This window comes from Flavobacterium gelidilacus DSM 15343 (assembly GCF_000422685.1).
In the GTDB taxonomy this organism is placed as follows: domain Bacteria; phylum Bacteroidota; class Bacteroidia; order Flavobacteriales; family Flavobacteriaceae; genus Flavobacterium; species Flavobacterium gelidilacus.
In genome coordinates this window covers 388,820-414,084 of record NZ_AUGN01000004.1, presented here as the reverse complement: position 1 = coordinate 414,084, position 25,265 = coordinate 388,820, and the positions used below count along the sequence as shown (strand labels likewise).

Annotated in this window: 29 protein-coding genes; 17 read left to right on the top strand and 12 right to left on the bottom strand. The window is 29.5% G+C overall.

The annotated features are described in order from the left end of the window. The first annotated feature begins 43 nt into the window (after window positions 1-43). From G507_RS0104770 to G507_RS0104745, 6 genes are read left to right on the top strand one after another with little or no spacing between them, the layout of a single operon-like run. Complete coding sequence (locus tag G507_RS0104770) at window positions 44-481, top strand: hypothetical protein (RefSeq protein ID WP_026716415.1); 438 nt, start codon at window positions 44-46, stop codon at window positions 479-481. Between the two features lie 29 nt (window positions 482-510). Next, on the top strand, window positions 511-1,323 hold the full coding sequence (gene murQ / locus G507_RS0104765) for an N-acetylmuramic acid 6-phosphate etherase (protein ID WP_026716414.1): 813 nt from the start codon (window positions 511-513) through the stop codon (window positions 1,321-1,323). 10 nt (window positions 1,324-1,333) lie between these two features. Then, window positions 1,334-1,561, top strand: a complete 228-nt coding sequence (locus G507_RS0104760) for a DUF6095 family protein (protein ID WP_026716413.1) — start codon at window positions 1,334-1,336, stop codon at window positions 1,559-1,561. Then, complete coding sequence (locus tag G507_RS0104755) at window positions 1,548-2,123, top strand: DUF1572 family protein (RefSeq protein ID WP_026716412.1); 576 nt, start codon at window positions 1,548-1,550, stop codon at window positions 2,121-2,123. The genes G507_RS0104760 and G507_RS0104755 overlap by 14 nt, the downstream gene beginning before the upstream one ends. Before the next feature lie 52 nt (window positions 2,124-2,175). Then, window positions 2,176-2,556 carry a hypothetical protein gene (locus G507_RS0104750; RefSeq protein ID WP_026716411.1) on the top strand — a complete coding sequence of 127 codons (381 nt, stop codon included), beginning with the start codon at window positions 2,176-2,178 and terminating at the stop codon, window positions 2,554-2,556. 28 nt (window positions 2,557-2,584) lie between these two features. Then, window positions 2,585-3,355 carry a TerC family protein gene (locus G507_RS0104745; protein WP_026716410.1) on the top strand — a complete coding sequence of 257 codons (771 nt, stop codon included), beginning with the start codon at window positions 2,585-2,587 and terminating at the stop codon, window positions 3,353-3,355. Between the two features lie 53 nt (window positions 3,356-3,408). Here G507_RS0104745 and G507_RS0104740 read toward each other — a convergent pair whose 3' ends face one another. From G507_RS0104740 to G507_RS0104730, 3 genes are all read right to left on the bottom strand, one after another. Then, a complete protein-coding gene (locus G507_RS0104740) occupies window positions 3,409-4,347 on the bottom strand; it encodes a TlpA family protein disulfide reductase (RefSeq protein WP_026716409.1) in 939 nt (312 codons plus the stop codon). Between the two features lie 147 nt (window positions 4,348-4,494). Beyond that, on the bottom strand, window positions 4,495-7,182 hold the full coding sequence (locus G507_RS0104735) for a DNA gyrase/topoisomerase IV subunit A (protein WP_026716408.1): 2,688 nt from the start codon (window positions 7,180-7,182) through the stop codon (window positions 4,495-4,497). 75 nt (window positions 7,183-7,257) lie between these two features. Beyond that, complete coding sequence (locus G507_RS0104730; RefSeq protein WP_026716407.1) at window positions 7,258-9,114, bottom strand: DNA topoisomerase IV subunit B; 1,857 nt, start codon at window positions 9,112-9,114, stop codon at window positions 7,258-7,260. Window positions 9,115-9,335: 221 nt separating this feature from the next. On the opposite strand from G507_RS0104730, the gene G507_RS0104725 reads away from it, so the two are divergent. Continuing rightward, complete coding sequence (locus tag G507_RS0104725; protein ID WP_035665620.1) at window positions 9,336-10,022, top strand: outer membrane beta-barrel protein; 687 nt, start codon at window positions 9,336-9,338, stop codon at window positions 10,020-10,022. 82 nt (window positions 10,023-10,104) lie between these two features. Here G507_RS0104725 and ychF read toward each other — a convergent pair whose 3' ends face one another. Both ychF and G507_RS0104715 read right to left on the bottom strand, forming a co-directional pair. Further along, window positions 10,105-11,199 carry a redox-regulated ATPase YchF gene (ychF, locus tag G507_RS0104720; RefSeq protein WP_026716405.1) on the bottom strand — a complete coding sequence of 365 codons (1,095 nt, stop codon included), beginning with the start codon at window positions 11,197-11,199 and terminating at the stop codon, window positions 10,105-10,107. 62 nt (window positions 11,200-11,261) lie between these two features. After that, window positions 11,262-12,377 carry a hypothetical protein gene (locus G507_RS0104715; RefSeq protein WP_051191490.1) on the bottom strand — a complete coding sequence of 372 codons (1,116 nt, stop codon included), beginning with the start codon at window positions 12,375-12,377 and terminating at the stop codon, window positions 11,262-11,264. 264 nt (window positions 12,378-12,641) lie between these two features. Between G507_RS0104715 and G507_RS0104710 the strand changes: the two genes are divergently transcribed. Beyond that, entirely contained in the window at window positions 12,642-13,175 is a 534-nt protein-coding gene (locus G507_RS0104710; protein WP_026716403.1) for a hypothetical protein, read from the top strand. Between the two features lie 57 nt (window positions 13,176-13,232). On the opposite strand, the gene G507_RS0104705 is transcribed toward G507_RS0104710, so the two are convergent. Further along, complete coding sequence (locus G507_RS0104705; protein ID WP_026716402.1) at window positions 13,233-13,583, bottom strand: 4Fe-4S dicluster domain-containing protein; 351 nt, start codon at window positions 13,581-13,583, stop codon at window positions 13,233-13,235. 147 nt (window positions 13,584-13,730) lie between these two features. On the opposite strand from G507_RS0104705, the gene G507_RS0104700 reads away from it, so the two are divergent. Next, window positions 13,731-14,792 carry an acyl-CoA reductase gene (locus tag G507_RS0104700; protein WP_026716401.1) on the top strand — a complete coding sequence of 354 codons (1,062 nt, stop codon included), beginning with the start codon at window positions 13,731-13,733 and terminating at the stop codon, window positions 14,790-14,792. A 58-nt stretch (window positions 14,793-14,850) separates the two neighbouring features. Here G507_RS0104700 and G507_RS0104695 read toward each other — a convergent pair whose 3' ends face one another. Next, window positions 14,851-15,417 (bottom strand): fasciclin domain-containing protein, encoded by a 567-nt coding sequence (locus G507_RS0104695; protein WP_026716400.1) that lies wholly within the window; start codon window positions 15,415-15,417, stop codon window positions 14,851-14,853. A 234-nt stretch (window positions 15,418-15,651) separates the two neighbouring features. Here G507_RS0104695 and serC point away from each other — a divergent pair, with 234 nt between their 5' ends. From serC to G507_RS0104670, 5 genes are all read left to right on the top strand, one after another. Next, on the top strand, window positions 15,652-16,725 hold the full coding sequence (gene serC / locus G507_RS0104690) for a 3-phosphoserine/phosphohydroxythreonine transaminase (protein ID WP_026716399.1): 1,074 nt from the start codon (window positions 15,652-15,654) through the stop codon (window positions 16,723-16,725). A gap of 117 nt (window positions 16,726-16,842) precedes the next feature. Continuing rightward, window positions 16,843-17,799, top strand: coding sequence for a D-2-hydroxyacid dehydrogenase (locus tag G507_RS0104685; RefSeq protein ID WP_026716398.1), 957 nt, complete (start codon window positions 16,843-16,845; stop codon window positions 17,797-17,799). A 46-nt stretch (window positions 17,800-17,845) separates the two neighbouring features. After that, a complete protein-coding gene (locus G507_RS0104680) occupies window positions 17,846-18,493 on the top strand; it encodes a DUF937 domain-containing protein (RefSeq protein WP_026716397.1) in 648 nt (215 codons plus the stop codon). An 80-nt stretch (window positions 18,494-18,573) separates the two neighbouring features. Further along, window positions 18,574-19,002: a DUF6146 family protein gene (locus G507_RS0104675; protein WP_026716396.1), complete on the top strand. Its 429-nt coding sequence runs from the start codon at window positions 18,574-18,576 to the stop codon at window positions 19,000-19,002. Window positions 19,003-19,006: 4 nt separating this feature from the next. Continuing rightward, window positions 19,007-19,348 carry a DUF6787 family protein gene (locus tag G507_RS0104670; RefSeq protein ID WP_026716395.1) on the top strand — a complete coding sequence of 114 codons (342 nt, stop codon included), beginning with the start codon at window positions 19,007-19,009 and terminating at the stop codon, window positions 19,346-19,348. A 30-nt stretch (window positions 19,349-19,378) separates the two neighbouring features. Here the strand turns inward: G507_RS0104670 and G507_RS0104665 are convergent, their stop codons facing one another. The 3 genes from G507_RS0104665 to msrA are packed head-to-tail and all read right to left on the bottom strand — an operon-like array spanning window position 19,379 to window position 20,964. Continuing rightward, complete coding sequence (locus tag G507_RS0104665) at window positions 19,379-19,684, bottom strand: hypothetical protein (RefSeq protein WP_026716394.1); 306 nt, start codon at window positions 19,682-19,684, stop codon at window positions 19,379-19,381. A 47-nt stretch (window positions 19,685-19,731) separates the two neighbouring features. Continuing rightward, entirely contained in the window at window positions 19,732-20,403 is a 672-nt protein-coding gene (gene folE, locus G507_RS0104660; RefSeq protein ID WP_035665617.1) for a GTP cyclohydrolase I FolE, read from the bottom strand. Between the two features lie 15 nt (window positions 20,404-20,418). Further along, a complete protein-coding gene (gene msrA / locus G507_RS0104655; protein ID WP_026716392.1) occupies window positions 20,419-20,964 on the bottom strand; it encodes a peptide-methionine (S)-S-oxide reductase MsrA in 546 nt (181 codons plus the stop codon). 455 nt (window positions 20,965-21,419) lie between these two features. Between msrA and G507_RS17525 the strand changes: the two genes are divergently transcribed. The 3 genes from G507_RS17525 to G507_RS0104640 all read left to right on the top strand — a co-directional run bounded on the left by G507_RS17525 (window position 21,420) and on the right by G507_RS0104640 (window position 23,140). Continuing rightward, the gene (locus tag G507_RS17525; RefSeq protein WP_026716391.1) at window positions 21,420-21,575 is read left to right on the top strand and encodes a DUF1328 family protein; all 156 of its coding nucleotides are present in this window, start codon (window positions 21,420-21,422) and stop codon (window positions 21,573-21,575) included. A gap of 141 nt (window positions 21,576-21,716) precedes the next feature. Beyond that, window positions 21,717-22,379, top strand: coding sequence for an ABC transporter ATP-binding protein (locus G507_RS0104645; protein WP_026716390.1), 663 nt, complete (start codon window positions 21,717-21,719; stop codon window positions 22,377-22,379). After that, window positions 22,379-23,140, top strand: coding sequence for a TIGR02757 family protein (locus G507_RS0104640; RefSeq protein ID WP_026716389.1), 762 nt, complete (start codon window positions 22,379-22,381; stop codon window positions 23,138-23,140). Before G507_RS0104645 ends, G507_RS0104640 begins: the two co-directional genes overlap by 1 nt. Window positions 23,141-23,204: 64 nt before the next feature. Here G507_RS0104640 and G507_RS0104635 read toward each other — a convergent pair whose 3' ends face one another. Continuing rightward, complete coding sequence (locus tag G507_RS0104635; RefSeq protein ID WP_026716388.1) at window positions 23,205-23,546, bottom strand: DUF2853 family protein; 342 nt, start codon at window positions 23,544-23,546, stop codon at window positions 23,205-23,207. 50 nt (window positions 23,547-23,596) lie between these two features. After that, the gene (menD, locus tag G507_RS0104630) at window positions 23,597-25,249 is read right to left on the bottom strand and encodes a 2-succinyl-5-enolpyruvyl-6-hydroxy-3-cyclohexene-1-carboxylic-acid synthase (protein ID WP_026716387.1); all 1,653 of its coding nucleotides are present in this window, start codon (window positions 25,247-25,249) and stop codon (window positions 23,597-23,599) included. Between the last annotated feature and the right edge of the window lie 16 nt (window positions 25,250-25,265).

Below are 25,265 nucleotides of genomic sequence, written 5' to 3'. Positions count from 1 at the left end.
AAAATTGTTACTTTGTACTTTCCTTTTCAGTTCATGCTCTAAAATGACTTTAAAGAATATTGATCATAGTGTTATTCTAAATAATGAATCAACATTTTGTATAGCCAATAGAGAAGATAAAATTGGAACAGTTAGAAATTTAAGCCAATTTTTGGAAAACGAAGGCATACATGTTGTTCCATTTGAAAATGCAAAAAATGCAATCGAAAATAGACTAAATTATGCGAACAATGTTGTTGAAAAAGATATTGAAAAAGCATTTAACATAAAAAATATAAATTCAGTTTATTCTATTGTACTTGATTATGATTATCAAAAAGATTTTATTGATTTAAAATATAAGCGTTTTAGATATAGTATAGTTGATTTAAATACAGGAAATCCTATTATTTGGGGATTTTCATATAGCAATGATATGGAAACAACCTCAAAAACATTAAAAATATTAGCCAAAAAAATTAAAAAACGAATGACTAATTAATATTTCTCTAAACTTTTTAACTTACAGAAATGAATTTTACAAAAACAACTGAGCAAGCTTCCAAGTACCAACATTTAGAAAAAATGTCGGTTTCAGAATTGCTTTCCAATATAAATAACGAAGACAAAACAGTTCCTTTAGCGGTTGAAAAAGCTTTGCCACAAATTGAAAAATTAGTCAAAAAAGTGGTTGCTAACATGAAACTAGAAGGTCGCTTATTCTACATTGGAGCAGGAACTTCTGGACGATTGGGAATTTTAGATGCCTCTGAATGTCCTCCAACTTTTGGTGTTCCATTTGATATGGTAATTGGATTAATTGCTGGAAGTGATGTAGCTATCAGAAGAGCTGTTGAAAATGCAGAAGACGACACCGAACAAGCATGGAATGATTTAAATGAATGCATGATTACTGACAAAGATATTGTAGTTGGAATTGCTGCTTCTGGAACAACTCCATATGTGATTGGTGGTTTAGAAAAGTGTAACGAAAAAAACATCACAACGGCTTGTATTACATGTAATGAAGGAAGTCCGTTATCCAAAGTGGCTAAATTTCCAATAGAAGTTGTTGTTGGACCTGAATTTGTGACAGGAAGCAGCCGAATGAAAGCGGGAACAGCTCAGAAATTGGTTTTGAATATGATTTCTACTTCAGCTATGATTCAATTAGGGAAAGTCAAAGGAAACAAGATGGTTGATATGCAGTTAAGCAACAACAAGCTTGTAGATAGAGGTGTAAAAATGATTATGGATGAAATTAATGTTGATTACAAATTAGCTGAAATATTGCTTAAAAAATACGGAAGTGTTAGAAAAGCGGTTGAAAACTTTAAACCTTAATTACTATAACATGCCAACAAACAAAAAAATACTAGCCAAAGGAATACAATATTTATCAGGAGCTTTACCTCTTCTGTTTATTGGACCAGTTGTTATAAATACTTCTTTTAAAAACCAAAATCATCCTTATTATGAAATAGTTTTAGGCATTGGTGTTTTTTGCTGTGCTTTAGCTATATTTTTTATGTTTAAAGGAGTTACCACAATTGTAAAAAGCCTTTTCGATGGAGATAAATAATATTTTTCTAGTTAGTGTAAAAAAGCAAATGCTTTATTATAAAACGGTTTCTGAAAAAGCAATGGATCAATTAGAAGAAGAACAACTTTTTGCTTCGGTTAATGAAAATACCAATTCAATTGCAACTATAATAAAACATATGGCGGGAAATATGCTTTCACGTTGGACCGGTTTTTTGAATTCTGATGGAGAAAAAGAATGGAGAAATCGTGATAGTGAATTTGAAAATACAGTTAATTCAAAAGAAGAAATCTTGAAAATTTGGAATGAAGGCTGGAATTGTTTTTTCAAAGCCATTGAAGAATTAAAACCTGAGCAACTTTCACAAATAATTTATATTAGAAACGAAGGCCAAACTGCTTTAGATGCAATAAACAGACAATTGGCACATTATCCATATCACATAGGACAAATTGTTTTTTATGCAAAAATGCTAAAAAAAGATGAATGGACAAGCTTAACAATTCCGAAAAATAAATCTAATAATTACAATGCTGAAAAATTTGCTCAAGAGAAAAGTAATAAGCATTTTACTGATGACGAATTAAAAAAATTACAATAAAAAAGATATTCAGATTTTCTGATTTTAGATTTTCAGAAATAAAAAAACAATTATGAAATACAATTTACAATTCACATTATACAGTTTACTTTTTCTTCTTACGTCTTGTTACAATCAAGAACGCAACTGTAAGGATTTTAAAACAGGTAAATTCAAATCGGAAATAGAGGTTGATGAAAAAAAATTTATTACTACTTTCGAACGTAATGATTCCATTCAAATAGAAACTTATGAAGGCATAACTGACTCATATGATGTACGATGGACAAACGATTGCGAATACATTATAAAAAATAGTAAGCCGAAAAACATGGCAGAAAAAAAAGCACTTCAAGTAAAAATATTGACTACTTCAAAAAATTCGTATACTTTTGAATACAATTTTGTAGGTGAAGCAATAAAACAAAAAGGAATCGTTTACAAATTAGATTAAAACAATACTAACAATAAATCTTAATTAAATGGAAGTTTTTTTAAATGCAGATGCTTGGATTGCCTTATTAACCTTGACTTTTTTAGAGATTATTTTAGGTATTGATAACATCATCTTTATTTCAATTGTAACAGGTAAATTACCCCAAGAAAAACGAAAAAAAGCTACACAAATAGGATTATTTTTAGCGATGTTTATGCGAATTGCTCTTTTATTTGGGATTACGTTATTAATTGCTATGAAAGCTCCTTGGTTTAGCTTTGATTTTGGGTGGTTCTCTGCCGAAATCACTGGTCAAGCTTTAATCCTATTATTAGGTGGATTATTTTTAATCTATAAAAGTACCAAAGAAATTCATGAAAAGGTAGATCATAAAGGTGAAGAAGAAATTACGCTGAAATCTGCTGCGAAAGCAACTTTTAGTAATGTTATTATACAGATCTTAATGATAGATTTAATATTTTCCGTAGATAGTATTTTAACTGCTGTTGGAATGACAAATGGTCTTGAAGGTGCTTTAATTATTATGATTACTGCAGTTGTGATTTCAGTTGGAATTATGATGCTTTTTGCAGTTCCTGTTGGAAATTTTGTCAACAAAAATCCATCTATTCAAATCTTAGGATTAGCGTTCTTAATCTTAATTGGTTTTATGCTAATTACAGAAAGCATGCATTTATCAAACGCTGAATTAGCTGGTCAACATGTTGGTGCGGTTCCAAAAGGATATTTATATTTTGCAATTGCTTTCTCTTTAGGTGTTGAGTTTATAAACATGACTATGAGAAAGAAAAAATAAAGCAAAAAAAAGCTTCTCGTAATTGAGAAGCTTTTTTTTAATTATTTTTTTTTTTAGTGAACAGTATTAGAACTTGCCACAACTTTAAACAAATTAGCCAAAACTAAATTGAGTTCTTTTTTAGTAATGCTATTTGAACCACGCCATCTACCAATAATAACACCATTTTTATCTATTAGAATTTTCTGTGGAATTGAATAAACAAAATAGCTTTCTAATAAAGGAACATCATTTGAAATTAAAGGAATATTTTTAAACATTTCAATTTTTTGTGCTACAATTGACTTTCTTAAAACTTCCATATTATCATCAATAGCTATATTTATTACCTCTAATCCATTTTGATTATACTTCTGAAAAACTTCTTTTAAATAAACATTTTCATCAATACAGGACTGTGAAGTAGTATTTCCAAAAGTTAATAAGACATATTTACTATTCTTAAATGAAGCTAAACTCAAAGTTGTATTGCTTATATCTTTAACAACAAAATCAGGAGCATCACTACCAATATTGCTGTTTTTAAAATTAATTAATTGTTCTTTTAATTGCAGTCCTTTTGGGCTGTTTTGTAAATCAAAAGATAACGAACTAAATAAGGCATTAAAAACTTCATACTTATCGGTTGCTTCCCGTTTTGTTACTTTATAGTGCAAAACATCTAAAGATATTTGATTAGAAGGAAACTGTCTAATAAAACCAAATTCATTATCTAATTCTTTAGCCGTATTTTTATCAGAAACAACGTCTAATTCTTCAATTTTTTTGAATAAATTATTCTTAATAATTGTATCTGTTGTATAACTTATCTTTTCATAAATAACTTTATAAATAGATGTTAAAGAATCGCGTGTTTTAAAAGTTGGTTTATGAACTTCGTTTAGCTTATTAATAATCTCTTTTTGTAATTTAGGATCTTGTGCATTTATAGTTAAAATACTAAAAAAAGCAATAACAAATAAAAAAATATTTTTAAGCTTTAGACCTTTCATGATATTTAGATTTAAAAATTGTACTTATTAACAGTAAAATTAATTATTTTATTATCAAATACAGTCAATAAAACCAGCTATTATTTTTCAGTTATTAACATTTTAAGCGGTTTTATTAACAGTTAAATAGCAGAAATGTTTATTATTTTAATCTAATGATAATGTAATTTGACCATCATCTTCTAAATCAGTTTTTATATCCTCAGACACATTGTCTTCTCCTTCAACTTCTATTTCTTCAGGAACTTCAGGAATTGGTTCTTCATAAGGAATTGGCTCTAATAAATTGATTTGTTTCACTTTATCCGTAGTCAATTGATTTCCTTGAGCTTTTATTCCTTTTAAAGCTATGAAATCTTCGATATCAACTTGTAACGTTTCTTTTTGTTCTCCTTTAACTTTGGCAAAAACTACCTCAGCCATTGGTTTCCAATCGGTTGAAACAATCTCTAATTGAGACTTTTCGTGCTCTGAAATAAAAATTTCTTCCTTATTTTCATTTTCCACCAAGAAACGTTTTATGTAATAACGTTCTTTTTCACCATCATAATAAATAGCAGAAATTGGTTTGTTTGGATTCCATTTTTCCATCACAATCATGTCTGAATCAAAGTGCGTTGTCAATTCGGGAATAATAGTTTTTAACTTACCTGATTGATTTATAATTAACAACCTATCATTGGGTCTAAATTCACCTAATAACTCACCTCTTCCATCCACGTTTAATCTTTGAACCGTGTCATCAAACCAAACTTTTCTTGGTCTTAATGTTGAAATTCCTTTCTCTTTTAATTCAATTTTCTTGATTGGATATTTTGTAACTGTATTTCCTTTTGAACTTCTTCCTTTTATTAAAATATCAGTAAAATCTAAATCCCATTTCAGTTTTTTAACACTACCTACTTGGCGTAAAAGTATCGTTATTGTTTCGGCTTCACCATTTGGATTTGCTGAAAAATATAAAATTTGTGACCCTGGTTTTTCTTGTGATAAATGATACTCTTTATCACGAGTAATGCTTGAAACATTAAAACGTTTTACAAACGAAGCACCGTTTTTTCCATCACGATAAATCACATTATAAATTGTACGCTTATCATTTTTATCAAAAATAGCAATGTGAATAATGTCTTTTCCAATAAATTTCTTTTCATCAACTTTTGTAACTACCATTCTTCCATCTCTCAAGAACACAATTACATCATCAATATCAGAACAATCCGCTACATATTCATCTTTCTTTAAACCTGTTCCTAAGAAACCTTCTTCTTTATTCACGTAAAGTTTTGTGTTTCTTAAAACCACTTTTGTAGCTTCAATATTTTCAAAACTTCTTAACTCGGTTTGACGTTCTTTGCCTTTACCATACTTGTCTTTCAACATCTGGAAAAAAGCTATTGTATAGTCAATTATAGTATCTAAATCATGTTTAACGCGTTCCATTTCGGCTTCTAACTTCGAAATAACATCATCAGCTTTATCAGAGTCAAAACGCGTAATACGAATCATTGGAATTTGCGTTAATTTCTGCAAATCATCATCATTAATTTCTCTAACGAAATCTTTTTTGAAAGGCTCAAAACTCTTATATAAATATTTATTTAAAGATTCTCTATCAGAATACAGTTTGAAATCAATATACATTTCTTCGCGAATGAATATTTTTTCTAACGTAGAGAAATGCCATTTATTTTCCAATTCATCTAACTGAATTTCTAATTCGCGTTTAAGCAATTGAACTGTTCTGTTAGTCGAAATTTTCAACATTTCAGAAACTCCGATAAACATTGGTTTATTATCTCCAATAACACATCCTAAAGGAGCAATTGACGATTCACATGCTGTAAAAGCGTATAAAGCATCAATCATTTTATCTGGTGAAATTCCTGGAGTTAAGTGAATTAAGATTTCAACCTCAGCAGCTGTATTGTCTTCAATTTTCTTAACTTTTATTTTTCCTTTATCATTTGCTTTCAGAATACTATCAATCAATGTAGAAGTATTTGTAGAAAACGGAATTTGAGTAATAACTAAAGTTTGCTTATCTAATTGTGAAATTTTAGCACGAACACGGACTCTTCCACCACGAAGACCATCGTTATAGTTTGAAACATCTGCAATTCCAGCTGTTGGAAAATCTGGATACAAGGTAAATGGTTTTCCTTTTAGTATTTTGATAGACGAATCTATTAATTCTACAAAATTATGAGGTAACACTTTTGTGGAAAGTCCAACTGCAATTCCTTCAGCACCTTGAGCTAAAAGCAATGGGAACTTAACCGGTAAATTTACGGGTTCAGCACGACGACCATCATACGAAGTTCCCCATTCTGTAATTTTTGGAGAAAATAAGATATCGTGACCCAATTTAGAGATTCGAGCTTCAATATAACGAGAAGCTGCAGCAGAATCACCTGTAAGGATATTTCCCCAGTTACCTTGCATATCGATAATCAATTCCTTCTGACCGATTTGCACCATAGCATCACCAATACTGGCATCTCCGTGAGGATGATACTGCATGGTGTGTCCAACGATATTCGCTACTTTATTGTAACGACCATCATCTAACTCTTTCATCGAGTGCATAATTCTACGTTGAACCGGTTTAAAACCATCTTCAATAGCAGGAACAGCACGTTCTAGAATTACATACGAAGCATAATCTAGAAACCAATCCTTATACATTCCGGTTACTTTCGTAATCGTTTCTTCTGGATCTTCGTTGTTTTCATAGAAATTATGTCCTGATGTATGTATTTCATCAAAACCTTGGTTTTCTTGTTCTTGATTCTCTTCTTCTGGGTTTATGTTTTCTTCGTCTTCGTCTTTCATTTTTATGCTGAATTATTTTCAGTATCTAATATCTAAATTCAAAATCACTGCTCACTTAAAACTGAACACTGAACACTACTCTTTTTCAATCACATCTAACTCAACCTTCAAGTTGTTTATGATAAACTCTTGTCGGTCTGGTGTATTTTTACCCATGTAAAATTCTAGTAACGTTTCAATTGATGTAGCCTTATCTAACATGACTGGATCTAATCTAATATCTTCCCCAATAAAAAACTTAAACTCATCGGGCGAAATCTCTCCCAAACCTTTAAATCGAGTTATTTCTGGTTTTGGTTTTAACTTTTCAATAGCTGCTTTCTTTTCTTCATCGCTATAGCAATAAATGGTTTCTTTTTTATTACGAACTCTGAATAAAGGTGTTTGCAATATATATAAATGTCCATCTTTAATCAACTCTGGAAAGAATTGTAAGAAGAACGTAATCAATAACAATCTAATGTGCATTCCATCGACATCGGCATCCGTTGCTATTACGATATTGTTGTAACGCAAATCTTCCATCGATTCTTCGATATTTAAAGCAGCTTGTAATAAATTGAATTCTTCATTTTCATATACAATTTTCTTTGACATTCCGTATGAATTCAAAGGCTTTCCACGTAAACTAAAAACCGCTTGAGTATTTACATCACGACTTTTAGTAATTGAACCCGATGCAGAATCTCCCTCCGTAATAAAAAGTGTACTTTCTAAACTTCTTGGGTTTTTCGCATCCATTAAATGCACTCTACAATCGCGTAATTTTTTATTGTGAAGGTTTGACTTCTTTGCTCTGTCTTTGGCTAACTTACGAATTCCTGATAATTCTTTACGTTCTCTTTCAGCTTGAAGAATCTTACGCAATAAAGCATCAGCAATTTCAGGATTTTTGTGTAAATAATTATCAAATTTGACTTTGATAAAATCGTTTATAAACGTTCTTACTGTTGGACCATTTGGACCAATATCTGTAGAACCTAATTTAGTTTTCGTCTGACTTTCAAAAACAGGTTCTTCAACTTTAACTGCTATTGCAGAAACTATTGATTTACGAATATCTGAAGCCTCGAATGGTTTGTTATAGAATTCTTTTATACTTCTGACAATTGCTTCTCTAAAAGAACTTAAATGCGTTCCACCTTGTGTTGTGTTTTGTCCGTTTACGAAAGAATGGTATTCTTCTGAATATTGAGATTTACTATGTGTTACTGCAATTTCGATATCTTCACCTTCTAAATGAATGATTGGATAAACCATATCTTCTTCAGCGATGTTTTCTTCTAACAAGTCTTTTAGTCCGTGTTCAGAAAAATATTTTTCACCATTAAAATAAATAGCTAAACCACGGTTAAGGTAACAGTAGTTTTTAAGCATCTTAATGATGTACTCATTTCGAAACTTATAATTTTTAAAAATGGCTTCATCAGCTATGAAAGATACTTTTGTACCTTTTCGTTTAGTTGATTCTTGAACATCTTCTTCTAAGATAAGATTTCCTGCAGAAAATTCAGCTGCTTTTTGTTGGTTATCTCTTACTGATTCAACTCTAAAATAATTTGATAAAGCATTTACGGCTTTCGTACCAACTCCATTTAGACCAACCGATTTTTTGAAGGCTTTTGAATCGTATTTTCCACCCGTATTCATTTTAGAAACTACATCAACTACTTTCCCTAAAGGAATTCCTCGGCCATAATCACGAACCGTTACCATTTTATCTTTTATGGTTACTTCTATTGTCTTACCTGCACCCATTACGAATTCATCGATACAGTTGTCAATAACCTCTTTGATTAAGATATATATACCATCATCTGGAGACGAACCATCACCAAGTTTTCCAATATACATACCTGGTCGCATACGAATATGCTCTTTCCAATCGAGTGAACGTATGTTGTCTTCGTTATACTGAATTTGATCTGACATAAGATGTTTGAGAATTTAGGCTAATATACTGGAAATAGAGAGAATTTAAAAGGTTTAGAATTAGAAGATATTAAGAATGTTATTCACAATTTTTGAGAGGAAATAGAGAAAAGAAGAAAGAAACTAGAAAAGTGATTATTGAAATTAAAATTTGTTTATATTTGACGAAATTACTTACAGGTGTTTTAATTTAAAGTATCAAAATATTAACTAAAAATAAAATGCATTTTAAAAAAATAACAATAGCATTAATCTTTTTCATTACCTCAATGTATAGTCAAAATGAAATGTATTTAGGTTTAAATTCTGGATTAACCTATTCTAAATTCAGAGGAAATGATTATTTCAAAAACATGGATTCTCAATTGGACTTTTTAATTGGAACTTCATTTGATATTCATTTAACAGAGAGAATATTATTAGCAACAAATATTAATTATGAACGTAATTCTGTAAAAAAATATTACGAATATTTTGGTCCTGGAGTAATCGGTGGAATAACTGGAATTCCTTTTGGACAAAGCTCTGCTTCAAGTTCCACACCAAAAAATAAATTTCAAACTCGATTTGAATACATAAACATACCCATAACGATTAAATACTTATTGAATTACGAAAAAAAATTATATGTAAATGCTGGTGGTTATTTAGGTCATCTTATCAATGTTAAAAACATTGATGATGGAAAAGAAAGTGATTTAGACTTTAATAATCAGTTTAAAAAAGCAGATTATGGTTTAGTTTTAGGAATTGGATATAACTATACATTCAACCCAAGTAATTTCTTATCTATTGAATTGAGAGACAATTACGGAATTAAAAATATAAATATAGATGAATCATATACCTTTAAAAACACAAAACGTAATTCACTTAATCTGATACTAAATTATCATTTTAAAATTTAAACTATTTTAATTTAGATAAAAAAACCTGCAATAAAATCGCAGGTTTTTCTATTTTTTATTCTCTATATTCTATTCTCTATAATTACACATTAAAACGGAAATGCATTACATCACCATCTTTAACGATATATTCCTTTCCTTCTACTCTTAATTTTCCGGCTTCTTTTACTTTAGCTTCTGAACCAAACGATGAAAAATCTTCGAAGGCAATAACTTCTGCACGAATGAATCCTTTTTCAAAGTCGGTATGAATAACTCCAGCAGCTTGTGGTGCAGTGTCTCCTACTCCAATTGTCCAAGCTCTTACTTCTTTTACACCAGCTGTAAAATAGGTTTGTAAGTTTAATAATTTATAAGCTGCACGAATTAAAACGGCTGAACCTGGTTCAGTCAATCCCATATCTTCTAAGAACACTTGACGTTCTTCGTAACTTTCTAATTCTGTAATATCTGCTTCTGCTCCTACTGAAAGGATAATTACTTCTGCATTTTCGTCTTTTACTAATTCTCTAACTTGTTCTACGTATGCGTTTCCTTTTACTGCAGATTCTTCATCTACATTACATACATATAAAACAGGTTTTAAAGTAATTAATTGAAAGTCTTCCATTAAAGCTTCTTCATCTGCATTTTGAGGTACAACTGTACGAGCCGATTTTGCTTGCAACAAAGCTTCTCTAATTCTATCTAGTAAAGCTTTTTCGGTTTGAGCTTCTTTGTTTCCAGTTTTGGCTGCGCGATTTGTTTTTTCTAAACGTTTTTCAACAGTTTCTAAATCTTTTAATTGCAACTCAATATCGATAGTTTCTTTATCGCTAACTGGATTTACTTTTCCTTCAACGTGAACGATATTATCATTGTCAAAACAACGTAAAACATGAATAATAGCGTTGCATTCTCTAATATTTCCTAAGAATTGATTTCCTAAACCTTCCCCTTTACTTGCACCTTTAACCAAACCTGCAATATCTACGATATCAACTGTTGCCATTTGCACACGTTCTGGTTTAACCAATTCTTCTAGTCTGTTAATTCTTGGATCTGGAACGTTTACTACTCCAATGTTTGGTTCAATAGTACAAAAAGGAAAGTTAGCACTTTGCGCTTTTGCGTTTGATAAACAATTGAATAAAGTTGATTTTCCTACGTTTGGTAATCCTACAATTCCTGCTTTCATATCTTAGGTAATGGGTTATGGGTAATCGATTTTAAAAGTTTGCAAATATAGAAAATGTAAACTTACTTTCTTAAGTTATTAATAATATCTTTTTCGGTTTCAGTTAACAAAACTCCTGTATCAACATCCCAATATTCAGTAAGAATACTATCTTTCTTATTTAATAACGTTTTTTCTTTAAAGATATCTGTTTCTTGGTATTTGAAAATATTGGTCCTAAACTCAGTTATGATAAGATAATTACTGATTTCAAACTTCGTTTCCTTTTTATTTTTTTCGGTTGTAAAACCTATCTCTTCTTTTGAATTGGCTAAATAATAATCTTTAGTTTCAACTCTGTAAGTAGTTCTGAAATTTGATTTATATGTTTTTCGGTTTTTAAAATCTAATATTTTTGAAGTTTTTTCAGCTCTATTTTCTGGTAAAAAAGAATTGACTTCTAAAATTAGTTTTTTCTTACTGTCATATAATATAGCGTACTCTGACATATAACCATCAACTGTTGTATAAGGTTTGATTTTTAAAAGTAGATAATTTTTATTTTGAGGATAAGTCAATAATTGAAAGTCATAATGTTTCTTAGCTTTTGAATCCAAAACTTCATCTAAATATTTAAATTGATAATAGTTTTCCATTAAGTTATTTAGGTTATACCCTAATAGATCTTTATCAAATTCGTCAACAAGACCAATGGTTCGATTTTGTTCTACTAAAATATCAGTCTTTAGCGTTCTTTTATCCTCTAAAATTTGAAAATTTACTATTCCATCATTGTAAAAAACATGCTTGTTATCTCTTTTAAAAAATTCTCTTGAAAAAACACGTAAATTAGCTGGAACAGTTATTTTCTTGATTGAATTTTTAATCAAATCTTTAAGGATATCTTGCGGATGTTTATCCGTTAAAATAACTTCTTGCAGTAATTCGGTTTCTTTTTCGAGCGTTATGATGTTAGTTCCATCTTGAATTAGCGTACTCGATTTAATTTGAAGTTTTTTATAAGAAGTATGAGAAATTTCTATTAAGGAAGGTCTTGTTAAACTCAATTGAAAAACACCTTCAGAATTACTTATTAAACCTTGATTGGTTCTAAGCACAGTAATTACAGCATCTTCAATGGGTAAATCTGTATCTGCATCTTTTAAAATTACAGTAATTTCTGCTTGAGAAAAACTCATCAGCGAAAAAAATAGAAAAAATAAAAGGCAAATTTTCTTGATATGTTTATCTTGTTTATACAATTTGCACCACTTTAAAATTCACAACAAATTTATTCTAAATTAATAGAATTCAAAGACTTTTCAATAAAGATTTTTTAACAAGAATTAGCCAAGTAATTAACAATCCAAGTGGTAATTATGTAATGAATTTAAAAAATAGTAAAACGCAAACTAATCAATTCCAACTAAATTTGTAGAGTAATTAACTAAAAATTTAAAATTATGAAAAATTTAATAGTAACACTATCCTTAATCTTATGTACAAGTTACGGATTTGCTCAGAACAAAAATGTTCAAACAGAAGAAAAAACCACCGTTAGAACCATTAAAGATTCGGATGGTGAGAAAAAAATTGTAAAAAAGGAAGAAACAAAAGAAATTCAAAATATTGAATTTGAAAAAGATGCTAAAAATACCTTAAACAAAGAAATGAAACAAACACCTGTAGAAGTAACTTCTACTACTGAAGTAAGTGTAGATGGTGTAACGCGCTCTATTGATGTAGATCGTTCTGCTTACTACGAATTAAATGGAAAAAAATATGAAGTTGCAGTAAACAAATCTGGGTATAACTTAAAAAATACAAGTGGTGAAAATTTGGGTATCTTAAGAAAAACTTCAAACAACAATTATATTTATGTTGAGAAAAACAAAGTTTCTGTCGGTTATTTTGACCAAGAAGGAAACTTAATTTTAGAAACTTATGATCCTAAAAATGATGTTTTGATTGTCAATAAATATATAATGGTTAAATAATAATATTAAATGTATTAAAAAAAAATCCTGAAACTAGTTTCAGGATTTTTTTTATTTTTATTCATTATGCAAAAATGCTTGTCTATTTAATAGCGTTTCTTCGCTTTCTACATGCTCATCATCAGGAACACAACAATCAACCGGACAAACTGCTGCACATTGTGGTTCTTCATGAAAACCTTTACATTCTGTACATTTTCCGGGAACAATATAGTATAAATCATCAGAAATTGGTGTTTGAGCAACATCTGAATCTACTTCTGTTCCATCAGGTAATATTACTTTACCAGAAAGTTTGGTACCGTCTTTATATCTCCAATCATCTGCTCCTTCATAAATTGCTGTGTTTGGACATTCTGGTTCACAAGCACCACAGTTAATGCATTCGTCTGTTATTATAATTGCCATTTTATATACTTTAAAAGTTATAAAGTCAAGTCGTAAGTCAAAAGCTAAATACTTTAGACATTATGATCTTAGACTTTGAACTAATTATCTTATTTTTGCACAAAATTACGATGTTATCTATTTAAAAACAAGTTACAAATGTTACAAATGTCAAAAATTGAAATAAAAAATAGTTTTGTTGAATTAGGAAATTTTCTAAATCAGTTTACATTAGATGAAAATACCAAAAATGAAGCTGTAAAAAATAATGATACTTTTTTTGATGCTTTTGTCGATTTGATTCACTTATCACAATCACATAATGGTTGGTTTACACCAGAACAAGTCTATTTTTCCATTCAATCTTGGGCTAAAGCTTTAACTGAAGAAAACCTTAGCCAGTGGCTTTCGGCTTATGATTTAAAAGAAACTGATCCAAAAAATATTGGATTAATTTTAGCTGGAAATATCCCATTAGTTGGTTTTCATGATTTCCTTACAGTTTTAATTACAGGTAATAATGTCTTAGTAAAAACATCTTCAAACGATCAACATTTAGTTAAGTTTTTAGCAAAATACTTAATAGCTTTAGATGAAAGATTTGAGAAAAAAATAACTTTTGTTGAAGGCAAACTAGAGGGTTTTGATGCTGTAATTGCCACTGGAAGTAATAATACATCTAGATATTTTGATTATTATTTTAAAAAAGTTCCAAATATTATTAGAAAAAACAGAAACTCCGTTGCCATTTTAACAGGAAATGAATCAAAAGAAGAGTTGACTAGCTTAGGGGAAGATATTTTTAGATATTTTGGTTTAGGCTGTAGAAATGTTTCTAAGTTATTTGTTCCAAAAGGATATAATTTCAAAGATTTTTTTGAAGCAATTTTCGAGTATAAAGATGTTATTTTCTATGAAAAATATGCTAATAATTACGATTACAACAAAGCAGTTTTTCTAATGAGTTTATACAAATTATTGGACAATGAATTCTTGACTTTAAAAGAAGATACAAGTTACTCGTCTCCTATTTCAAGTGTGTTTTATGAATTTTATGATGATTTGGATGAAGTTAAATCAAGATTAAAATTAGATGAAGAAAAAATTCAATGTATCGTTTCTAACAATATAGTCGAAAATAGTATTGCTTTTGGTCAAACACAAAAACCTATGCTTTGGGATTATGCTGATAATGTAGATACTATTGAATTTTTAAACCTTTTACAATAAAGAGAAGAGCCTCCTTTCGGAAAGCTCTTCTCTAACAAAAAACAAATCTAAACTAAATTTATGACTTAGGTGTAACCACTGAATCAATTACATGAATTACTCCATTTGATTGGTTTACATCTGAGATAGTAACTTTTGCTGACGCACCATTTTCGTCTGTTAAATAAATATCCTTTCCTTTCATCCAAGCTGTTAATGTTCCACCACTAACTGTAGTTAAAGTAGCTTTTCCATCTCCTTTTTTGATGGCTGCCATTAGGTCTTTTGCATTCATTTTTCCAGCAACTACGTGGTAGGTTAACACGGTTTGTAACAATTTCTTGTTTTCTGGTTTTAATAAAGCTTCTACTGTTCCGGCTGGTAATTTATCAAACGCTGCATTTGTTGGGGCAAAAACGGTGAATGGTCCTTCTGACATTAATGTTTCAACTAAGTCTGCGGCTTTTACAGCGGCTACCAAAGTTGTGTGATCTTTTGAGTTGATTGCATTTTCAACAATATTCTTTGAGGGATACATTGGTGCACCACCTACCGTTACTGTTTTTTCTTTTTGAGCAAATGCACTTCCTGTTGACATAAACGTGAATGCAATCAAAGCCATTGATAAAATTTTTGTAGTTTTCATAATTCTTTTTTTTTATTAAGTTATAATGTCATTTACGATAGAAGTCCAAGTTTGGTTTTAAAAATATTTACTTTTATAATATTTAACAATTACAATTGATAAAAAACTTGTTTTTTGCCTTAACTACAACGTTATTGTTAATAAGATAGCGGTATTTTTGCTAAATTAAAACCTTCGTTTTATTCTCGTTTTCCGAAATTTGCATTGTTAAATTAACTACTTACAACATAAAAAATGAAAAAACACAATTACAGTGCTGGTCCATGTATTTTACCACAAGAAGTTTTTGAAAAAGCTTCACAAGCCATATTAAACTTTAACAATTCAGGATTATCTATATTAGAAATATCTCACAGAAGTAAGGATTTTGTTGCTGTAATGGATGAAGCAAGAGCCTTAGCTTTAGAATTATTAGGATTAGAAGGAAAAGGGTACCAAGCGCTATTTTTACAAGGTGGTGCAAGTTTAGAGTTTTTAATGGTTCCTTACAATTTAATGAAAATCGATGGAAAAGCAGCCTATTTAGATACAGGTACTTGGGCAAGTGGAGCAATTAAAGAAGCTAAACCATTTGGAGAAACACTAGTAGTTGCTTCTTCTAAAGAAAGTAATTATACTTTTATTCCTAAAGACTATATTATCCCAACTGATGCTAATTATTTTCACTGTACATCAAATAACACAATATTTGGAACTCAAATGAAATCATTTCCAGAAACTAATGTTCCTGTGGTTTGTGATATGAGTTCAGATATTTTTTCAAGAACTTTAGATTTTTCAAAATTTGATATCATATATGCAGGAGCTCAAAAAAATATGGGTCCAGCTGGAGCAACTTTGGTAGTAGTTAAAGAAGAAATTTTAGGTAAATCTGGAAGAAATATCCCAGGCATAATAAATTATGAACAACATATTTCTAAAGAAAGTATGTATAACACACCTCCAGTTTTTGCAGTTTATACATCTTTGCTTACCTTGCAATGGTTAAAAAATAAAGGTGGAATTGCTGGAATTGAAAAAGAAAACGAAGCAAAAGCTGCATTATTGTATGCAGAAATTGATAGAAACCCACTTTTCAAAGGCGTTGTTGCTACCGAAGATAGAAGTACTATGAATGCAACTTTTACCTTAAATAATGAAGCACATCAAGAAATTTTTGATGCTATGTGGAAAGCAGCTGGAATTTCTGGTATAAACGGACACCGTTCTGTTGGTGGATATAGAGCTTCAATGTACAATGCTTTACCTATTGAAAGCGTTCAAGTATTAGTTGACGTCATGAAGGAATTAGAGAAAAGTGCTCAATAATGAGTCGCAGTATTCAGTTAAATAAATAATCATTGCTTTTCGGCTTTAGCCAAAGGAAAAATAAAATAATAACAATAATAAGCATCGAAAGATGTTGAAATAAATTAAGCATAAAAAATGAAAGTATTAGCCAACGACGGAATTTCAGATAGTGGAGTAAAAGCCTTAGAAAAAGCCGGTTTCGAAGTAATTACAACAAAAGTAGCTCAAGAACAAGTTGAAAATTATATAAACAACAACAAAGTTGACGTAATTTTAGTTAGAAGTGCAACAAAAGTTAGAAAAGACATCATTGATAATTGTCCAAGTTTAAAAATTATTGGTCGTGGTGGTGTTGGTATGGATAATATCGATGTCGATTACGCTCGTGGTAAAGGTTTACATGTAATTAATACTCCTGCTTCTTCATCTGAATCTGTTGCAGAATTAGTTTTTGCTCATTTATTTAGTGGTGTACGTTTTTTACATGATTCTAATAGAAATATGCCTCTTGAGGGAGATACAAATTTCAATGGATTAAAAAAGGCTTATGCTAACGGAATGGAATTAAGAGGTAAAACTCTTGGTATTATTGGTTTTGGACGAATAGGTCAAGCTGTAGCTAAAATGGCGTTAGGATTAGGTATGAAAGTTATTGCTACTGATAAATATGTTGGTGAAGCTGTAATTCGTGTTGACTTCTATAACGGTCAATTTATAAATGTAGATATTATAACAGAACCATTAGAAGATTTATACAAACATGCTGATTTTATTACTTTACATGTTCCAGCTCAAGATGGTTATGTAATTGGAAAAGATGAATTAAAAATGATGAAAGATAATGTTGGAATAATTAATGCTGCAAGAGGTGGAGTAATTGATGAAGTTGCCTTAGTAGAAGCCTTAGATGAAGGTAAAGTCTTATTTGCAGGTTTAGACGTTTTTGAAAAAGAACCAACTCCAGAAATGAGAATATTAATGCATCCAAAAATTTCTTTAACGCCACATATTGGTGCTGCAACAGACGAAGCACAAGATAGGATTGGAACAGAACTTGCTGAACAAATAATAAGTTTACTTAAAAATAATTAATATTTTTTTTATATTTAACAAATTTTAACTTTTAAAAAACTTATTTATGTCAGGAATTTTAGATTTATTGAATAGCGATTTAGGGAAGCAACTCGTTAGTAACATTTCAGAAAAAACGGGAATTAATGCTACTCAAGCTAGTGATGTAGTTTCGTCAAGTGTACCGGCTTTATTAGGTCAAATGCAAAACAATATACTTTCAGGCGAAGGTGCAAGTGGTTTGTTGAGTGCTCTAACAAGTGGCAAACATGATGGAAGTATATTAGATAATCTAGGAGGATTTTTAAATGGTGGAGATTTTTCTGACGGAGATAGAATTCTTAACCATGTTGCTGGCAACAAACAAGATACAATGGTTCAAGGTTTAAGTGCAAAAACTGGAGTAGATTCTAGTATTATATCTAAAATCTTACCAATGCTTGCTCCTATTATTATGGGATATTTAGGAAAACAAACAAAAAATAGCGGTGTATCTACAACTCCAGATTTAGGTGGACTTCTAGGAGGATTACTTGGAGGAGGAAATGATTCATCTGGTGGAAGTTCTTTGGGAGGCTCATTATTAACTTCAGTTTTAGATCAAAATGGTGATGGTAAATTAGACGTTAGTGACGCTATGTCTGCCCTAAGTGGGAGTGGAAAGAAAAAAGGTGGATTAGGAGCTCTTCTTGGAGGTCTATTTGGAAAAAAATAAAACTACTTAAAAATACTAATGTTAAAAGCATCGGCTATGTCGATGCTTTTTTTTATCTTTATAGACTAATTCATAATACTATGAAAACTTATATTTCAATATTTACCTTAGTATTTGTTTTGCTTTTTAGCTGTAACTCAACTAAAGAGACTATTAGTAATGATAAGCCTCGTATAGAAAGTGATACAATTCGTATTGCAAATGATGATATTGAATATGAAGTATTTATCATAGATGGCGGATTTACAAGTTGGTTTAATTCAAGAGCAAAACCAAGAAGTTTTTATACTCTAAGTTATCTAGAGGCTAGAAATCATTTTTGGGTTTTAGAATGGAATAGAAGAGCAAATATGCCTACCGTTTATAATTCAAATCTTTATGAAATGCCTATAAATTATGAAACTAGCATAGATTATGGGTTTGAAGTAAATTACATGATATTCAACTACTTAACTTATTTTCAGTTAACTAACAAGCAACAATTAGGAGGTTTTCCTGCACGATTATAACATAATGAACAAACTTAAAAAACGCTGGAATGTGACTTCAAACTGGCAATTAACTATAATTTTTATCGTATTTGCTATTACAGGTTCAACAGCAGCTTATCTTTCAAAACCAATTACAAATTATTTAGGAATAACTAAAGAAACAATGTCATTATGGATTTATTGGCCTATACGAATTCTAATTCTTTTTCCAATTTATCAAGTAATGCTAGTATTAATTGGCTCTTTGTTTGGTCAATTTAAGTTTTTTTGGAACTTTGAAAAAAAGATGTTAAACAGAATGAAATTAGGTTTTTTTACGGACTATATTGATAATAAATTAAATAAAAAAGACACATTTAAATAATGTGTCTTTTTGTTATTATAAAATATTAATTTAAGCTTCTTTTTTAAAAATATACCTGTAAATCCAAGTCAAAGTAAAAGTTGGAATAAAATCTATAAAAGGAAAAGCTTCTTCAATAAAACTTATAACACCGGCTACTTTGCCCGTTGTTCCTTTATACATTGCCATCATTATAAAACCTGAAATTGGAGCCCAAATAATATCTGTTGCTTCAGCAAAAACAGGAACTACATAAGATAACATTCCAATTAAATCGAAGATAATTCCTAAAACTAACTTCGTTTTTTTATCACTTTTAGCTTTAGAATGAATAATTTCTATATTCTGATTTGACATTCATAATAATTTTAAATTCAATTATAAATATACAAATAAGATGCCAATTATTTTTCCTTATTTATCAAACGATAAAAATCGTCTCTAAATTCTTTTTGATTAAAAACTCCTCCATATTGTAAAGTTGAAGTATAACTACTTTCATCTTTAATTCCTCTACTAGAAACGCACAAGTGAGAAGCTTCCATAATTACCATTACATTTTCTGTATCAAGAACTGTTTTCAATTCATTGAAAATCTGCATAATCATTCGCTCTTGAACTTGAGGTCTTCTTGCATAATAATCAACAATTCTATTCAATTTTGATAAACCTATCACTTTTCCTGAAGAAACGTAACCCACATGAGCCTTTCCTACAATTGGCAAAAAATGATGTTCACAAGTTGAGTTAAAGCTTATATTAGCTTCGACCAACATTTTATCATAATGATACGAATTGTCAAACACCGAAATTTTAGGTTTATTTGCAGGATTTAAACCCGAAAAAATTTCCTTAACAAACATTTTAGCAACTCTGTGAGGAGTTCCTTTTAAACTATCATCTGTTAAATCTAAACCTAATTCTTTCATGATGACTTCAAAATGCTCCTCAATTACAGACATTTTATCCTCATCTGATTTATCAAAAGCATCTGGTCTCAACGGAGTTTCCGCAGAGGTCATTTGGTGATTATCACCTACAATTTCAAATAATTCTTTTTCAATAGTGGTATTCATAGCAATTTTTCCCTTCTATTTTAATTTTGATTTATAATATTTTCTCAATTTCTCGAGCTTTGGCGCAATAACCATTTGACAATAACCCTGTGAACTGTTTTCGTTATAGTAATTTTGATGATACTCTTCTGCTTTATAAAAAACTACTGCAGGAGAAATAACTGTTACAATAGGATCCTCATATAATTTTTCTTTTTCAATCAATTCAATATATTCTTCTGCTTCTTTCTTTTGAGCTTCTGAATGATAAAAAATTTCACTTCTATATTGAGTTCCAACATCAGCTCCTTGTCTATTTAAAGTTGTTGGATTATGCGAACTGAAGAATATTTCAAGCAAATCTTTGTACTGGACTAGTTTGGGATCATAAGTGATTTCGATTGCTTCTGCATGACCCGTAGTTCCTGTTCCAATTTCTCTGTATGATGGGTTTTTAGTTGTGCCTCCCGTATAACCTGATACAACTTTTTCTACTCCTTTAATTTCTAAAAAAACTGCTTCTGTACACCAAAAACATCCACCTGCAAAAGTGGCAATTTCTTTTCCTTCTTCAATATTCATTTTAATAGGTTCTTTAAATTCTTTAATTTGACTTACAACTTTAGGCTCATTTGATTTACAAAATCCAAGTGACAATAAGGATACTAACAAAAATACTTTCATAATTTATGATTTTTTGTTTAACAAATATACAAAATAATTAAACAATATTAAGTTTTTAACTTTTATTTATAAAAATATATACGCTCAAAAAGATAAATTGGTTTTATTAAATAACAATAATCTCTATGCATACAAAGAAATGTTTTACAAAAAATAATTATTAAAACAAAGATAATCAGATACATTATAAAATAAAATTAAAAAAAAACATGAAATGGAAATACTATAAATAATCACAAAAATATTATAATTTAAAAAAGCACAAGAATTATAAATTTGTAAAGTAATAATAAACAAACCATTTGTTTTAAATACAAAACAATAAACTAATTACTAATTAAAAACTATTTATTATGTTAAGATGGACGATTATATTTATTATTCTGGCTATAATTGCTGGAGTTTTAGGATTTGGAGGAATTGCAGCAGGAGCAGCAGGTATTGCTAAAGTATTATTCTTTATTTTTATAGTACTTTTTATTCTATCGCTAATTAGAGGTAGAAAATAACAAACAAATTTTTATTTTAAAAAATGCAAGTTGAGTAATAATAAGTCTTCTTGCATTTTTTTATACTTAATACTTTAAATAAATATCAAGCTATTTTACAAAACACAAAAAATCTTTGTTTCTTTGTACAAATAGTTAAAAATGATAAGAGCGACTCAGTTACATAAATATTATGGTGATTTACAAGTTTTAAAAGGTGTAAATCTTCATATCAAATCTGGTGAAATCGTTTCAATAGTCGGTGCTTCTGGTGCAGGAAAAACCACATTATTGCAACTTTTAGGAACTTTAGACAAACCAACCATTCAAAACAATTCGTCTCTTTATATTGATGGAACAGATGTTTTGACATTAAATGATAAGGATTTATCAAAGTTTAGAAATCTTAATTTGGGATTCATTTTTCAATTTCATCAATTGTTACCTGAATTTACTGCTTTAGAAAATGTATGCATTCCAGCTTTTATTGCTAAAAAAAGTAAAATTGAAACAGAAACTGAAGCCAAACGGTTATTAGACTATTTGGGATTAAAAGATAGAATAAATCACAAACCAGGTGAGCTTTCTGGTGGTGAACAACAAAGAGTTGCTGTCGCAAGAGCTTTAATAAACAAACCGAAAATTATTTTTGCTGATGAACCTTCTGGAAACTTAGATACACAATCTGCGGAACATTTACATCAATTATTTTTTAAATTGCGTGATGAATTTGGTCAAACATTTGTAATCGTAACCCATAACGAAGAATTAGCAGATATGGCTGACCGAAAATTAGTTATGAAGGACGGAAATATTATGGTTTAATGAATAAATCCGAATTAAAAGATTTCTTGGACGAAAAGGTTATTCAATACAATAATTTTGATTTTATTGAAAGTGATCCTATTCAAATTCCACATTTATTTTCTTTAAAAGAAGACATCGAAATTGCAGGATTTTTGAGTGCAACAATTGCATGGGGAAATCGCAAAATGATTATCAAAAACTCCAAAAAGTTAATGAACATAATGGGAAATTCTCCTTATGACTTTATAATGAATCATTCTGAAGATAATTTAGAATCGTTTGATAATTTTGTACACAGAACGTTCAATGCCTTAGATGCCAAAACGTTTGTGAAAGCTTTACAAAACATCTACATCAATCATGATGGTTTAGAAGCTGTGTTTGCTAAAAATCAAGAGGAAAACAGCATGCAAAAAAGCATTCATGAGTTTAAGAAAGTTTTTTTTGAAATTAAACATTTGCAAAGAACACAGAAACACGTTTCAGATCCTTTAAACAATAGTGCAGCCAAAAGAATCAACATGTATTTACGATGGATGATTAGAAATGATTATAAAGTAGATTTTGGTATTTGGAAAACTATTCCCACTTCCAAATTATCTTGTCCTTTAGATGTACATTCTGGAAATGTAGCCAGAAAACTAGGCTTGCTAAAAAGAAAACAAAACGATGGAAAAGCATTAGCTGAATTAGATTTAGCTTTACGAAAATTAGACAAAAACGATCCAGTTAAATATGATTTTGCTCTGTTTGGTTTAGGTGTTTTTGAAGGTTTTTAAAATAAAAAAAATCCTAAACAAGTTAGGATTTTTTAATAGTTTGGTTGGTTTGGTTGTTTGAATCTTAGTTATAAACAGATTCTTTTTTGAAATGAACAGCAAGTAAGTAATAAACAACTGCTCTATATTTGTTTTTATTTGAACGTCCATATTTTTCAATTACGGCATCAATTGCTTTATCTAACTCTGGACCGTCTTTTAATCCTAATTTTTTAACTAAAAAATTGTTTTTTACTGTAGCTAATTCTTTTTCGTCAGAACCAGCAACAGTTGCAGAATCTGCATTGTAAATTGAAGGACCACAACCTACAGTTACTTTAGTTAATAAATCCATGTCCGGAGTTACTCCACATTTATCTTTTAAATCTGCAGCATATTTTACGATTAATTCGTCTCTTTTACTCATTTTTATATAGTTTTTTTATTAATAATAGAAATCAAATTTAGTTAAAAAAATTAACATTTAAAATAGTTAGTCAATATTTTATTATTAATTTTTTCTGGTGTGAAAATTTCTAATATTGAAGGATTATCATTTAGATTCATAAATAATTGCCATTGATTTTCTAAACTAGTTTCATCCTTTGCTTGATAATAAGTAAAGTCAAACATTTTAGCCAAATTAGATGCATTTAAATGATGTGAAGTTTCAAAAAATGTATTAAAAACTTCCGTTTCTTGATGTCCTGGCAAAATTCTAAAAATTCCCCCACCACTATTATTAATTAGTATAATTTTAAAGTTTTTAGGAATATAATTGTTCCACAAAGCATTACTATCATAAAAGAAACTAATATCACCCGTAATAAAAATAGTTGGCTTATTTGATTGTAAAGCAGCTCCAATTGCAGTTGATGTTGAACCATCTATTCCACTTGTTCCTCGGTTGCAAAAAACTTCAATAGATTTATCAATAGTCACTAATTGTAAGTAACGAATAGCCGAACTATTACTGACTTGCAGTTGAATATCTTTTGGTAAATTATGACTTACAAATTCAAATGCTTTAAAATCGGAAAAAGGAATTTCATTTATATATTCAATATGTTTGCCTTTTCTTACCTCATTTATTTTTGAATAAAAATCTTTATAAGTACTTTCAACTTTAATTGATTTAGTCAACAATTGTCTAAAAAAATCATTTGGTATTGTTTTAAAATGTTGAGATAAACTTCCGTAAGTATTGTAAGCTCTTAATGTATCAATATGCCAATGTTCTTTTGGTTTATATTTTCTCAAAAAGGCTTTGATTCGTTTTGAAACAACCATTCCTCCAAAAGTAATTAAAATTTCTGGTTGAAAATCCTTAAAATCATCATCCGAAAATGGAGTAATTAAAGTATCAATTGTATCAATAAAAGTTTCATGATGTAAATTAGAAGTCTTTTCCGTCAAAACTACAACAGAATCATCTTTGGCTAAAATTTCAATAAGTGAACTTTCAATCGAATTAGGTTTTAATTCACCTACTAAAATTAATTTCTTTTTAGCTGAATTCCATTGTTGAATAAACTTCTCATCTAAAGCGAATTCAATACTTTCATTTTCAAAAGGAAGCAATTTTGGAGTAACTGAAAGTGCTGAAACTAAATCATACAAAGGTTCTTCAAAAGGAACGTTAATGTGAGTTGGTCCTTTTTTTGAAATAGCTTCATGAATGGCAACATTAATTTTTATATCGTTATCATTAGAAGCGTATTCGGTTAAATTAGCATTATACAAACTGTGATTGGCAAATACATTTTCTTGACGAATGGTTTGTCCGTCACCAATATCAATTTTATCATGTGGTCTATCTGCACTAACTACAATTATTGGAATTTGACTATAAAATGCTTCAGCCACAGCTGGATAATAATTTAATAATGCTGAACCAGAAGTACAAACTAAAGCCACAGGTTGGTTTAATTGTTGAGCCATTCCTAAAGCAAAAAAAGCAGCACAACGTTCATCTGCAATACTATAACATTTAAAATAATCTTGTTGATTGGAAAAACCAATAGTCAATGGTGCATTTCTTGAACCAGGAGAAATTACGATATGTTGTATTCCTTTTGCTTTAAAAATTTCGATTAAACTTTGTGCTAAAGGTATTTTTGGGTAAATCATTTTATACTGAATTTAC